Origin of the sequence: Rhizobacter sp., from assembly GCF_031412495.1 — a bacterium.
Taxonomy (GTDB): Bacteria; Pseudomonadota; Gammaproteobacteria; order Burkholderiales; family Burkholderiaceae_C; genus Schlegelella_A.
The window spans coordinates 1-13,212 of sequence record NZ_JANODC010000148.1 but is presented as its reverse complement, the minus strand read 5'-3'; the positions used below and the strand labels follow the sequence as shown (position 1 = coordinate 13,212).

Genomic DNA, 13,212 nt, shown 5'->3' with positions numbered 1-13,212 from the left:
GCAACGCCCTGCGACGCCTGCGCGAGGCGACCGGCCACGAGCTGTTCCACACCATCCCCGGCGGCGTCGTCCCGACGGCGCAGGCCGAGGCCTGGTGGCCCGAGGTGCGTGCCGCCCTGGCCACCTTGCGGAGCACGTTCGAGCCGCGCGGCTTCGATCCGGCACGCGACGCCCACGCCTTCACCCTGGCGATGGCCGACGCGACCGCGACCGTGCTGCTGCCGCCCTTCCTTGCCGCTCTGGATCGGGCCGGCGCCCGGGCCGAGCTGCGCGTCGTGCCGCTGCACTCGCGCGACCCGCGCCCGCTGCTCGAGCACGGCGGCGCCGACCTGGCGGTGGGCTTCTTCCCGGACGTCGCCGCCGCGCTCGCCGCCGAAGGCCCGCGCGCCGCCAGCGTGCTCGACCTCCTCTATCGCTGCGACTACGTCTGCGTCCTGCGCCGCGGCCACGTCCTGGCGCGCGAGCCGGCGCTTTCGCTCGAGGCGTACTGCAGCGCGAGCCACGTGCGCGTCAGCTTCGCCGGCCGGCCGCGCGGCTTCGTCGACGAGGCCCTGGCCCGCCTCGGCCTCGAGCGCAGGGTGGTCCTCACGGTGAACCAGTTCGCGACCGCGGCCCGGGTGGTGCACGACTCCGACCTGCTGAGCGTGCTGCCCCGCAGCTTCGTGCCGGCGTCGGGGCTGGCGGCCGGACTCGTCGTGCGCCAGTTCCCCGTGCCGCTGCCCCGCATCGAGGTGGCAATGCTCTGGCATCGCCGGCACGAGCGCGACGCTGCCCAGCGCTGGCTGCGCACGACGTTCGCGGCCGCGGCGCAGGAGATCGGTCGGGGCGGTCCGGCACCGGCGCCGGCGAGCGAACCGGAGCGCAGGGCGGCTGCCGAGGCATGATCGGCACCGGCACGGCGCCTGGCCGTGCCCACCGACCCTCGCCGGCATGAACTTCAGCGCCATCCTCGCAGAGATCGACCGGGAGCTGCGGCCGCGGCTCGGCCGGGAAGGTTGGGTCGCCGCCTACATCCCGGCGCTGGCGCGTGTCCCGCCGCTGCAGTTCGGCATCGCCCTGCGCACCCGCGACGGCGAGGAGGCGGCCGCCGGAGACGCCGCCGTGCCGTTCTCGATCCAGAGCGTCTCCAAGCTGTTCTCGCTGACCCTGGCCATGCGCCTGCTCGGCGACGACCTGTGGGCCCGGATGCACCGCGAGCCGTCGGGCAGCGCCTTCAACTCGCTGGTCCAGCTCGAGAGCGAGCAGGGCGTGCCGCGCAACCCCTTCCTCAACGCCGGCGCGATCGGCGTGGCGGACCGGCTGTGCAGCGTCGGCCGGGCCAAGGAGCGCCTGCTCGAGATGCTGTCGGGCCTGTGCGGCGAGCCTGTCGACTTCGACGACGAAGTGGCCGCATCGGAGGCCGCGACCGGCTTTCGCAACGTCGCGCTGGCCAACTTCATGAAGAGCTTCGGCAAGATCGACAACGACGTCGGCGCCGTCCTCGACCTCTACTTCCACCAGTGCGCGGTCCGCATGAGCTGCGTCCAGCTGGCCCGCGCCGCCGGCTACCTCTGCCGCGACGGCGCCCACCCGCTCGGCGGCGACCCGGTGGTCACCGATCGGCAGGCCCGCCGCCTCAACGCCCTGATGCTGACCTGCGGCACCTACGACGCCGCCGGCGAGTTCGCGTACCGCATCGGCCTGCCATGCAAGAGCGGCGTCGGCGGCGGCATCGTCGGCGTCGTGCCGGACACGCTCACCCTCTGCGTCTGGTCGCCCTGCGTCGACGGCAGCGGCAACTCCGTGCTCGGCATGCAGGCGCTCGAGCTGTTCGCGAGCCGCACCGGCTTGTCCATCTTCTGAAGGCGAGGACGCCATGGCCTGGTTCGAAGGATTCGAGGCGGCGCAGCACCGCCTGGGCGACATCGAGATCTTCGCCCGCACCGGCGGCAATCCGGCGGGGCCGCCGCTGCTTCTCCTGCACGGCTTTCCGCAGACGCACGCCATGTGGCACCGCGTCGCGCAGAAGCTGGCCGGACGTTTTTCGCTCGTCATCCCCGACCTGCGCGGCTATGGCGATTCCATCAAGCTCGCGGCACAGCCTGGTCCGGCCGGGCCCGATTACGCTCAACAGAGCAAGCGGGCGATGGCGGCAGACATGGCGGCGCTGATGACGTCGCTCGGCCACGAGCGCTTCGCCGTCGTCGGCCACGACCGCGGCGGCCGCGTCGCGCATCGGCTGGCGCTCGACCACCCCGATCGGGTCGAGCGCCTCTGCGTGATCGACATCGCGCCGACGCTCGACGTGTACGAAGCCACCGACATGCGCTTCGCGACCTGGTACTACCACTGGTTCTTCCTGATCCAGCCGGCGCCTCTGCCGGAACGGCTGATCGGCGCCGATCCGGCCTTCTACCTGCACTGGTCGCTGGGCGGCTGGGGCTCGAAGGGGCTCGGCCACCTCGAGCCCGAGGCGCTCGCCGAGTACGAGCGCTGCTTCTGCCGGGCCGAGACGATCCATGCCGCCTGCGAGGACTACCGGGCCGCGGCGAGCATCGACCTCGATCACGACCGCGCCTCGCGCGCCGCCGGCGAGAAGATCCGCTGCGACCTGCTCGTGCTGTGGGGCGAGCGCGGCGTCGTCGCCAGGATGGGCGACCCGCTCGTCCTCTGGCGTGCACAGTGCGCCGGCGCCGTCAGCGGCGAGGCCGTCGCCGCGGGCCACTTCATTCCCGAGGAGCTCCCGGACGACACCGCGGCACGGATCGACGCGTTCCTCCGCCCCATCTAGGCGGCAGGAGAACACCCGCTTCTTTCGCGCATCGCGCGCGACGAGGCCCGTCTACCATCCCGCACCTCGACGAGGAGCAGCAGCCCATGTTCGCCTGGATCAACCGGCTCGACCAGCACTTCCCGATCCGCTATTCGGCGTGGGCGTTGTGCGGCCTCGGCCTGATCCTGTCGGCGCTGGCCTGGCATCGCATGGACATGAGTCCGTGGCCGGCACTGGTCTTCCTGGCCCTCGTCGCCGTCGGCATTCGCGACGTGACCCAGGACCGCCACTCGGTGCTGCGCAACTACCCGGTGATCGGCCACCTGCGCTTCCTGCTCGAGTTCATCCGGCCGGAAATGCGCCAGTACTTCATCGAGAGCGACAGCGAGGCGGCTCCGTTCTCGCGCCAGCAGCGCTCGCTCGTGTACCAGCGTGCCAAGGGCGACTCCGACAAGCGGCCCTTCGGCACCCAGCTGAACGTCGGCGCGATCGGCTACGAGTGGATCAACCACTCGATGCAGCCGACGCTGCTGAAGACGCACGATTTCCGCGTCCTGATCGGCGCCGGGCGGGCGCAGCCGTATGCCGCCAGCATCTTCAACATCTCGGCGATGAGCTTCGGGTCGCTCTCCGCCAACGCCATCCTCGCGCTCAACGCCGGCGCCAAGAAGGGCAACTTCGCGCACGACACCGGCGAAGGCTCGATCAGCCGGCACCACCGCGTGCACGGCGGCGACCTGATCTGGGAGATCGGCTCGGGCTACTTCGGCTGCTGCAACCCGGACGGCAGCTTCTCCGAGGAGCGCTTCGCCGCCAACGCGCGCGACCCGCAGGTGAAGATGATCGAGGTCAAGCTGTCGCAGGGCGCCAAGCCGGGCCACGGCGGCGTGCTGCCGGGGCCGAAGGTGACGCTCGAGATCGCCGAGGCGCGCGCGGTCCAGCCGTGGGTCGACTGCGTCTCGCCGGCGACGCACGCGGCCTTCTCCACGCCGGTCGAGATGATGCGGTTCATCGACCGCCTGCGCGAGCTGTCCGGCGGCAAGCCGACCGGCTTCAAGCTCTGCATCGGCCACCCGTGGGACTGGTTCGGCATCGCCAAGGCGATGCAGGAGACCGGGATCGTGCCGGACTTCATCGTCGTCGACGGCGCCGAGGGCGGCACCGGCGCGGCGCCGCTCGAATTCACCGACCACGTCGGCGCGCCGCTGCAGGAGGGCCTGCTCCTGGTCCACAACACGCTGGTCGGCCTGAACCTGCGCAGCCGGATCAAGCTCGGCTGCGCCGGCAAGGTGGTGAGCGCCTTCGACATCGCCCGCATGCTCGCCCTCGGCGCCGACTGGTGCAACGCGGCGCGCGGCTTCATGTTCGCGCTCGGCTGCATCCAGGCGCAGACCTGCCACACCGGGGCCTGCCCGACGGGGGTGACGACGCAGGACCCGCAGCGGATGAAGGCGCTCGACGTGCCGAGCAAGGCCGACCGCGTCTACCACTTCCACCAGAACACGCTGCTGGCGCTGAAGGAGCTGGTGCAGGCGGCCGGCCTGCACGATCCGGCGCAGATCACCGCCTCGCACATCGTGCGGCGGCATTCCGAGCACGGCGTGAAGCTGCTCGCCAACCTGCTGCCCTTCCTCCAGCCCGGCGAGCTGCTCGACGGGGAGGCGTCGCAGCAGGTGTTCCGCACCTACTGGCCGATGGCCAGCGCCACCAGCTTCACCGCGACGCCGGCCTGAGGCCGGCCGGGGAGGCCGCGCCGCGGATCGGGAGCCGCACGGCCGCCGACCTCAGGCCGGCGGGCGGGTGTCGACGAAGCTCGGCCGCGCGTGCAGCTTGGCGACGAGCCGGGCGACGTTGGCGTGGTCGCGGCGCCAGGCGATCTGCGGGAAGCGGAAGTCGAGGTAGCCGAAGGCGCAGCCGACGGCGATGTCGGCCAGCGTCATGTGGATGCCCGTGCACCAGGGCTTGTCGGCCAGGCCGGTGGCGACGGCGGCGATGGAGGCGTCGACCTTCTTCATCTGCCGGCCGATCCAGTCCTGCGAGCGCTGCTCGTCGGTGCGCCCGCCCCAGGTCGCCTCGAGCCGAGCCAAGATGGCGGCGTCGCAGATGCCGTCGGCGAGCGCTTCCCAGGTGCGGACCTCGGTCCGCTCGCGGTTGGTCTCGGGAATCAGGCGCGCAAGCGGCGAGCGAGCATCGAGGTACTCGACGATGACGCGCGAATCGAACACCGCCTCGCTGCCCTCGATGACGAGGCACGGCACCTTGCCGAGCGGGTTGGAGGCGAGGATCGCATCGCTGCCCCAGACGTCTTCCTCGACGAACTGGTAGTCGAGCTTCTTCTCCGCCATGACGATGCGGACCTTGCGCACGTAGGGGCTGGAGCGCGAACCGAGGAGTTTCATGAATAGGGTGCCGGAGAGTCGATTCCATTCTAGGACCAGCGAAGATAATGACCGCCGCACGGCCCCAGCCGGCGGCCTTTCCGCACGATGCGCGCTTCGCCCCTCACCGCCCTCTCGCCCCTCGACGGCCGCTACGCCGTCAAGCTCGACGCCTTGCGGCCGCTGCTCTCGGAATTCGCGCTCATCCGCTGCCGGGTCCGGGTCGAGGTCGAGTGGTTCGTCGCCCTGGTCGAGGCCGGGCTGGCCGGCATCGCGCCGCTCGACCAGGCACAGCGCGCCTTCGTGCGCGCCCTGGCCGTCGACTTCAGCGAGGCCGACGCGGAAGCCGTCAAGGCGATCGAGCGGCGCACCAACCACGACGTCAAGGCGGTCGAGTACTGGCTGGCCGAGCGCTTCGCCGCCGGGCCTGGCCTCGCCGGCGCGGTCGGCTTCATCCATTTCGCCTGCACCAGCGAGGACATCAACAACACCAGCCACGCGCTGATGCTCGATGCGGCGCGGCGCGAGGTGCTGCTGCCAGCGATCGATGCGCTCGTCGGGACGCTGGCGGCGCTGGCCCGCGAGCACGCGGCCCTGCCCATGCTGGCGCGAACGCACGGCCAGACGGCCAGCCCGACGACGCTCGGCAAGGAAGCCGGCAACGTCGCGGCGCGGCTGGCACGGGCGCGCGCGGCGATCGCCGCCGTCACCCTGCTGGCGAAGATGAACGGGGCGGTCGGCAACTACAACGCGCATCTGGCGGCCTACCCCGGCTTCGACTGGGAGCGCTTCGCCCGCGGCGTGGTCGAGGAGCGGCTCGGCCTGGCCTTCAACACGCACACGACGCAGATCGAGCCGCACGACGCGCTGGCCGAGCTGTTCGATGCCTTCAAGCGCTGCAACACCGTCCTCATCGACTGGGCCCGCGATGCCTGGGGCTACGTCAGCCTAGGCTACTTCACGCAGAAGGCGGCGCCGGGCGAGGTCGGCTCGAGCACGATGCCGCACAAGGTCAACCCGATCGACTTCGAGAACGCGGAGGGCAACCTCGGCCTCGCCAACGCGGTGCTCACGCACCTGAGCGAGAAGCTGCCGATCTCGCGCTTCCAGCGTGACCTCACCGACAGCACGGTCCTGCGCAACATGGGCGTGGCCCTCGGCCATTGCCTGCTCGGCTACGACTCGCTGGCCAGGGGCATGGCCAAGATCGGCGTCGGCGAAGCCGCCATCGCCGCCGACCTCGACGAAGCCTGGGAAGTCCTGGCCGAGCCGGTGCAGACGGTGATGCGTCGGCACGGCATCGCCAACCCGTACGAGCAGCTGAAGGCGCTGACCCGCGGCAAGGCGATCACCAAGGAAGCGCTGCACGCCTTCATCGCTTCGCTGCCCCTCCCCGATGCGGATCGCAGCCGCCTGCTCACCCTCACGCCGCGCGGCTACATCGGCGACGCCGAGCGGCTGGCGCGAACCCTGCCCGGCGCATGAGGTTCACCGAGCAGCTCGCGCGGGCCGAGCAGGCCCATCGCTCGCTGCTCTGCGTCGGCCTCGACCCCGACCCGGCGCGCTTCCCGCTCGCTCTCCGCGGCGACCCGGCGCGCATCTTCGATTTCTGCGCCGCCATCGTCGACGCCACGCGCGACCTGGTCATCGCCTTCAAGCCGCAGATCGCCTACTTCGCGGCGCACCGGGCCGAGGCGCAGCTGGAGCAGCTGATCGCCTACATCCATGCCACCGCACCCGAGGTGCCGGTGATCCTCGATGCCAAGCGCGGCGACATCGGCGCCACCGCCGAGCAGTACGCGCGCGAGGCCTTCGACCGCTACGGCGCCGACGCAGTGACGCTGTCGCCCTTCATGGGCTTCGATTCGCTCGAGCCCTGGCTGCGCTACCCGGACAAGGGCCTGATCGTTCTCTGCCGCACGTCGAACCCGGGCGGCTCGGACCTGCAGGCGGAGCGCCTGGCCTCCGGGGAGCTGCTCTACGAGCGCGTCGCCCGCCTCGTCGGCGGCGCCTGGAACGAGGCCAGCGGCCAGCTCGGGCTCGTCGTCGGCGCCACCTTCCCGGCCGAGATCGCGCGCGTCCGCGCGCTGGCGCCGACGGTGCCGCTGCTGATTCCCGGCATCGGCGCCCAGGGCGGCGACGCGGCGGCCACCGTGCGCGCCGGATGGCGCGGCGATCGGGGCGCCACCACCGGGCCGATCGTCGTCAGCTCGTCGCGGGCCATCCTCTACGCCAGCGCCGGGGCCGACTTCCAGGACGCGGCGCGGCGGGCCGCCGAATCGGCGCGCCACGAGCTCGCGTCGGCCTGCCCGTGAGCGTCGTGCTTCCTGGCGCCAGCCTCTGGCCGCGCGACGCGTCCGGCGACGCCGACCCCGACGAGGCGATGCGCTCCATCGCCCGCACCTGCTTCGTCAGCGCCGGGGTCACGGCACTCGCGACCGCGGCCGTCCTGGTGTTCGCGCGCAGCTCGCTGACCCCCGTCGCCGGGCCGGCCCTGGTCGCCAGCCTGGTGCTCTACGCGCTGGCCGTGGCCTGGACATGGCAGCGCAGCGCCCGCGCCTCGTTCCCCGTCCATGCCGCCCTGTACGGCGCCGCGGTCGGCGCCATGCTGCTGTCCGGCGCCGTGGCGCTGGCGCTGCACGACGGCATCCGCAACCCGACCCTCGGCCTGCTGGCGCTGGTCGTGTGCATCGTCTGCGCCGTCGCCAACGTTCGCGCCGGCGTCGCCCTGGCGGCTTTCGCCATGGTCGAGCTCGGTGTCCTCGGCTGGCTCGAATGGCGCGGCGCGGCGCGGCCCGGCCCGGTGGGCAACCCGCTCGCGATCGAGCTGCTGCTGCAGGGCCTGGTCATCGCCGGCGGCCTCGCCGCCGGCACCCTGACCGGGCGCGTCGTCCACCGCTACCTGCGTGCGGCGGGGGCGCGCGAGAAACGGTCGCGCGACCTGCTCCGCCTGGCGGCCGACTGGTACTGGGAGCAGGACCGCGCCTTCCGATTCACGGTCATCTCCGATCCGAACGGCTCGGCGGAGGCACCGGAGCGGGACCCCCGCCTCGGCCGGCGCGCCTGGGAGATACCCGACATCGGCCTCGACGAGGCGCAGCTCGACGCCCTGCGCGCCGACATGGAAGCGCACCGGCCGTTCCGGCACGTCATCTCGCGCCGCATCAGCGGCGCCGGGCGACTGCGCATGCACAGCATCAGCGGCGAGCCGAAGTTCAGCGCCGACGGCGCCTTCGACGGCTACTGGGGCGTCGCCCGCGACGTCACCGACGAGCGGCTGGCGCAGCGCGCTTTCGCGGCCAGCGAGACGCGCTACCGCGAGCTCTTCGAGCGCTCGCCGTCGCCGCTTTTCCTGCACCGAAAAGGCGTCATCTTCGACGCCAACCCGGCGGCTGCGCAGCTGTTCGGCTTCGCCGATGCAGCGTCGATGGCCGGCGTCGAGGTGGCGCGGCTGCACCCGCCCGCCGAGCGGCAGCGCGTCGCCGAACGGGTCGAGGCGCTCGAGCGGCTGCCGGTCGGGCAGGGCCTGCCGGTCCAGGACTTCCAGGCCCGCTCGCGCGACGGCAAGCCGATCAGCGTCCAGGGCACGGGCGTGCGCGTCAGCGCCTCCGGCGGGCCGGCGGCATTGACCCTGCTCTTCGACATCACGGCCCGGCAGGCGGCGCAGGCGGCGCTGCGCCGCTCCGAGGCGCTGCTCCTGCATCTTTTCGCGACCAGCCCGGATTGCATCACCCTCTCGGAGCTGCCGTCGGGCCGGCACACGATGGTCAACGCCGCCTTCACGAGGCTGACCGGCTACACCGCCAACGAGGTGGTCGGCCGGACCGCCAGCGAGCTCGGCCTGTGGCAGGACCCGCGCGACCGCGAGCGGCTGCGCGCCGGCGTGGAGGAGAGCGGGCGCATCGACGAGATGCCGGCCATGGTGCGCAAGCGCGACGGCGGCTCGGCCTCGGTGCTCATCTCGGCGGCCCGCTTCGCCATGGACGGCCGCCAGTACATGGTCGTCAATGCCCGCGACGTGACCGTCACCGAGCGGACCCGGCTCGAGCACGCGGCCATGTTCGAGCGCGCCTCGATCGGCATCGCCCTCACCCGGGAGCGCATGTTCGTGCAGGCGAACCCGCGCTTCGAGGCCATCTTCGGCTGGAGCGCGGGGTCCCTGGCCGGGCAGCCCGGCTCCGCCGTCTGGCCCGATGCCGACGACTACGCCCGCATCAGCGCCGTCGCCGGACCCCTGCTCGCCGCCGGCGAGCCGTTCGAGACCGAGCAGGAGATGAAGCGCAAGGATGGCAGCCGGTTCTGGTGCCGCCTGCTCGGCCAGGCCGTCGACCCGCTGCGGCCGAGCTACGGCGGGACGATCTGGATCGCCGACGACGTCACCGAGCGGCACCGCCTCGACGCGGCCCTGCAGGCGGCGCGCGACGCCGCCGAGTCGGCGTGCCGCGCCAAGAGCGCCTTCCTGGCCAACACCAGCCACGAGATCCGCACGCCGCTGAACGGCCTGCTCGGCCTGGCCCGCCTGGCCCTGCGCGAGAACGTCGAGCCGGCGCTGCAGCGGCAGTACCTGGAGCAGATCTTCGAGAGCGCGCGCGGCCTCGAAGGCATCCTGTCCGACATCCTCGATTTCTCCAAGATCGAGGCCGGCAAGTTCACCCTCGAGAACAGCGTATTCGAGCCGCGCGAGACGCTCGCCGCGGTGCACGCGTCGTACCGCTCGCTGGCCGAGGCCAAGGGCCTGGCCTTCGATCTGGCCATCGATCCGGCCCTGCCCGAGCGTGTCGAGGGCGACCCGGTGCGCGTGCGCCAGATCCTCGGCAACTTCATCACCAACGCGGTCAAGTTCACCGACCGCGGCAGCGTCCGCATCGAGGCCGGCCCGTGCCCGCGCGGCATCCGCCTGGCCGTCGTCGACAGCGGTGGCGGCGTCGGCCCGGACGTGCAGGCGCAGCTGTTCCAGCCCTTCAGCCAAGCCGACGCGACCACGACCCGGCGCTTCGGCGGCACCGGCCTCGGCCTGTCGATCTGCCGCCAGCTCGCCCGCATGATGGGCGGCGACGTCGGCGTGAGCAGCGGCAGCGACGGCAGCACGTTCTGGGCCGAGCTGCCCTTGCCGGTGGCTGCGCCGGCCACCGGCCCGGCCGACGACGACGCCGGCGAGCTGGAGCGCCTGGGCCGGGCCAGGATCCTTCTCGTCGAGGACAACCCGGTCAACATGATGGTCGCCGCGGCGACGCTGGCGCAGTGGGGCGTCGAGGTCGCGGAAGCCCGCGACGGCCGCTCCGCGATCGAGGCGGTCGAGGCGGCGGCACGCGCCGGCCGGCCCTTCGACCTCGTCCTGATGGACGTGCAGATGCCGTTCATGAGCGGCCACGAGGCGGCCGTCGAGCTGCGCAAGGCCTGGAGTGCGAGCGCCCTGCCGATCATCGCGCTGACCGCCGCCGCGCTCGTCTCCGAGCGCGACCAGGCGCTGGCCGCCGGCATGAACGACTTCCTCACCAAGCCGATCGATGCAGCACGGCTGCGCCGCACGCTGGCGCGGCACTTGCGCCGGGCCCAGGGCGCGGAGGCGGTCGACTCGCGCTGAGCCGGCGTCGGCGCAGCCGGGCCCCTAGAGCCGCAGCGGCAGCTCGCGCAGGCGCTTGCCCGTCAGAGCGAACAAGGCGTTGGCGAGGGCCGGTGCCAGCGGCGGCGCACCGATCTCGCCGACGCCGGCCGGGCGACGGCTGCTGGCGACGAGGTGCGTCTCGATGACAGGCGAGTCGGCGAGGCGCACGACTGGGTAGTTCTGGAAGTTCGTCTGCCGGACGACGCCGGCCTCGATGTCGACGCGCCCGTGCAGCGCCGCCGACAGGGCGAAGATGACCGCGCTTTCCATCTGCTGCGCGACGATGCCCGGGTTCACCACCGTGCCGATGTCGGCGGCGCAGACGACGCGGTGCACGCGCGGCCGGCCGTTCTCGACGGACGCCTCGACGACCTGGGCGACGATGCTGCCGAAGCTCTCGTGCAGGGCGATGCCGAGGGCGCGGCCCGCCGGCAGCGGCCGCGCCGAGCCCTGGCCCGGCCAGCCGGCCCGCGTCGCGGCGAGCTGCAGGACGGCGCGGTGGCGCGGTGCACGGGCGAGCAGCGCCAGCCGGTAGGCGAGCGGATCGCGGCCGGCTTCGTGGGCCAGCTCGTCGATGAACGATTCGCCGAAGAAGGCGTTGTGCGAGTGGCCCACCGAGCGCCAGAAACCGACCGGCACGCCGCTCTGCGTCGCGAGGTGCGCGATGCGCTGCCCGGCGATGGCGTAGGCCTGGTCGAAGAGCCCTTCGCTGGTCGCCTTGTCGGGCAGGTCGACCGGCCCGGCGAGCGACGGCAGAGTGCGCTCGAGCCAGCGCGGCGTGACGGCGTCGCCGGCGCTCGTGACCTGCAGCGACTGCGGCATGCCGTCGCCGTCGAGCTGCGCGGCGAGCACCGCGGCGCCGGCCGGCCGGTAGAAGTCGTGGCCGAGGTCTTCCTCGCGCGACCAGACCAGCTGGACCGGCCGGCCGCCGGTCTCGAGGGCGATGCGAACGGCCTGCGCGACGACGTCGACCTCGAGCCGGCGGCCGAAGCCGCCGCCGAGGTAAGTCACGTGCACGGTGACGTCGTCGATGCCGACGCCGGCGATCTGCGCCGCGACGGCGCGGGCCAGCCCGGGCACCTGCGTCGCCGCCCAGACCTCGACCTTGCCGCCGGCGACGCGGGCGGTGCAGTTGATCGGCTCCATCGTCGCGTGCGCCAGGTAGGGGGCACGGTAGACGCGCTCGATGCGGCGGCCGGGCGTCGGCCCGGAGGCGGCGTGGCCCGCCGCCGCGGCCCGGCGATGGAAGACGAACCCGGCCCCGGACGACGCCGCCTCGCGGGCGCTGCGCTCGAGGCCGTCGAGGAGGGCGGCGCTGTCGAGCGGCCCGGCGGCGCGCTGCTGCCACTGCACCTTGATCGCGCCGGCGCCGCGCTGCGCGTGCCACCAAGTCCGGCCGACGACGGCCAGGGCGCTGGTGGCGCCGGCGTAAGGGCCGAGGCGGACGACGCGCTCGACCCCGGCCAGGGCGAAGGCCGGCGCGACGTCGACGGCGCCGGCGCTGCCTCCGAGCATCGGGCAGTGCCGGATGGCGGCGTAGAGCAGGCCCTCCGGGCGGACGTCGGTGCCGAAGATCGCCGAGCCGTCGCTCTTGGCGCCGACATCGATGCGCGGCGCGGCGGTGCCGATGAGCGTCCAGGCCTCGCGTGGCTTGACGCGGACCGTGCCGGTCGGCGTCGCCGCGGCCATGCGCGCGAGCTCGCCATAGTGCGCCGACAGGCCGGAGGCATGGCTGACGACGCCTTCGGCCACCACCAGTTCGCCGACCGGCTGCTTCCAGGCGATGGAGGCCGCGCCGAGCAGGCGCGCCCGCGCCGTCGCCGCGGCGAGGCGGATCACGTCCCAGGCGTCGGCCACCGACGACGAGCCGCCGGTGGCGTTGATGCCGAGCTCGCGTGCGACCTTCGCCACCGTCCAGCGGCTGGCCCGCACGACGGAGGGCTCCTGGCCCGGCTCCTGGTCGCCCGGATGGAAGGGCAGCATGGCGACGAAGCTGGCGACGTTGCCGTACAGCCGGTCGGGGCCGGCGGTGACGAGGCGGACGCGCGCGAGCGGCACGTCTAGCTCCTCGGCAGCCAGCATGGCCAGCGCGGTGTGCACGCCCTGGCCCATCTCGCTGCGGTTCATGGCCAGGACCACGGCGCCCTCGGCAGCGATCCGGATCCAGCCGTTGAGGCCCACCTCGCCGCCGGCCGGCGGCAGGGCGGCGGCGCCGCCGCTGCGCGCGCGCGGCGGGAGCACGCTCCAGCCGACGAGGAGGGCGCCGGCGGCGCCCGTGCCGGACAGGAGCAGGGCGCGCCGTCTCACCCGCTGCCCATCTCGGCGGCAGCGGTGCGGATCGCCGCGCGCAGCCGCGGGTAGGTGCCGCAGCGGCAGATGTTGTCGATCGCCGCATCGATCTCGGTGTCGCTCGGCCTGCGGTTCCTGGCCAGCAGCGCGGCGGCCGCCATCAGCATGCCGCTCTGGCAATAGCCGCA

10 protein-coding genes are annotated in these 13,212 nt (G+C 73.1%); 7 read left to right on the top strand and 3 right to left on the bottom strand.

What is annotated here, in order from left to right; translation table 11 throughout:
- From AC30N0_RS05380 to AC30N0_RS05365, 4 genes are all read left to right on the top strand, one after another.
- Positions 1–884, top strand: an 884-nt coding sequence (locus AC30N0_RS05380; protein ID WP_489516901.1) for a LysR substrate-binding domain-containing protein, incomplete at its 5' end; no start/stop codon positions are given.
- Positions 885–930: 46 nt separating this feature from the next.
- Entirely contained in the window at positions 931–1,842 is a 912-nt protein-coding gene (locus tag AC30N0_RS05375; RefSeq protein ID WP_489516900.1) for a glutaminase, read from the top strand.
- A gap of 13 nt (positions 1,843–1,855) precedes the next feature.
- Positions 1,856–2,770: an alpha/beta fold hydrolase gene (locus AC30N0_RS05370; RefSeq protein WP_489516899.1), complete on the top strand. Its 915-nt coding sequence runs from the start codon at positions 1,856–1,858 to the stop codon at positions 2,768–2,770.
- Between the two features lie 86 nt (positions 2,771–2,856).
- On the top strand, positions 2,857–4,485 hold the full coding sequence (locus AC30N0_RS05365) for an FMN-binding glutamate synthase family protein (RefSeq protein ID WP_489516898.1): 1,629 nt from the start codon (positions 2,857–2,859) through the stop codon (positions 4,483–4,485).
- Between the two features lie 51 nt (positions 4,486–4,536).
- Here the strand turns inward: AC30N0_RS05365 and AC30N0_RS05360 are convergent, their stop codons facing one another.
- Positions 4,537–5,151 (bottom strand): glutathione S-transferase family protein, encoded by a 615-nt coding sequence (locus tag AC30N0_RS05360; protein ID WP_489516897.1) that lies wholly within the window; start codon positions 5,149–5,151, stop codon positions 4,537–4,539.
- A gap of 87 nt (positions 5,152–5,238) precedes the next feature.
- Between AC30N0_RS05360 and purB the strand changes: the two genes are divergently transcribed.
- From purB to AC30N0_RS05345, 3 genes are read left to right on the top strand one after another with little or no spacing between them, the layout of a single operon-like run.
- Positions 5,239–6,615 carry an adenylosuccinate lyase gene (purB, locus tag AC30N0_RS05355; protein WP_489516896.1) on the top strand — a complete coding sequence of 459 codons (1,377 nt, stop codon included), beginning with the start codon at positions 5,239–5,241 and terminating at the stop codon, positions 6,613–6,615.
- Positions 6,612–7,445, top strand: coding sequence for an orotidine-5'-phosphate decarboxylase (gene pyrF / locus AC30N0_RS05350; protein WP_489516895.1), 834 nt, complete (start codon positions 6,612–6,614; stop codon positions 7,443–7,445). Before purB ends, pyrF begins: the two co-directional genes overlap by 4 nt.
- Complete coding sequence (locus tag AC30N0_RS05345; protein ID WP_489516894.1) at positions 7,442–10,714, top strand: PAS domain-containing hybrid sensor histidine kinase/response regulator; 3,273 nt, start codon at positions 7,442–7,444, stop codon at positions 10,712–10,714. The genes pyrF and AC30N0_RS05345 overlap by 4 nt, the downstream gene beginning before the upstream one ends.
- 24 nt (positions 10,715–10,738) lie before the next feature.
- On the opposite strand, the gene AC30N0_RS05340 is transcribed toward AC30N0_RS05345, so the two are convergent.
- Together AC30N0_RS05340 and AC30N0_RS05335 are read right to left on the bottom strand one after the other, a co-directional pair.
- On the bottom strand, positions 10,739–13,042 hold the full coding sequence (locus tag AC30N0_RS05340; RefSeq protein ID WP_489516893.1) for a xanthine dehydrogenase family protein molybdopterin-binding subunit: 2,304 nt from the start codon (positions 13,040–13,042) through the stop codon (positions 10,739–10,741).
- Positions 13,039–13,212: 2Fe-2S iron-sulfur cluster-binding protein (locus AC30N0_RS05335; protein ID WP_489516902.1), on the bottom strand; the 174-nt coding region annotated here is incomplete at its 5' end. The genes AC30N0_RS05335 and AC30N0_RS05340, both read right to left, overlap by 4 nt.

Coding starts and splice junctions, on each gene's coding strand:
- AC30N0_RS05375 (WP_489516900.1), top strand. CDS start 931: ATGAACTTCAGCGCCATCCTCGCAGAGATCGACCGGGAGCTGCGGCCG.
- AC30N0_RS05370 (WP_489516899.1), top strand. CDS start 1,856: ATGGCCTGGTTCGAAGGATTCGAGGCGGCGCAGCACCGCCTGGGCGAC.
- AC30N0_RS05365 (WP_489516898.1), top strand. CDS start 2,857: ATGTTCGCCTGGATCAACCGGCTCGACCAGCACTTCCCGATCCGCTAT.
- AC30N0_RS05360 (WP_489516897.1), bottom strand. CDS start 5,151: ATGAAACTCCTCGGTTCGCGCTCCAGCCCCTACGTGCGCAAGGTCCGC.
- purB (WP_489516896.1), top strand. CDS start 5,239: ATGCGCGCTTCGCCCCTCACCGCCCTCTCGCCCCTCGACGGCCGCTAC.
- pyrF (WP_489516895.1), top strand. CDS start 6,612: ATGAGGTTCACCGAGCAGCTCGCGCGGGCCGAGCAGGCCCATCGCTCG.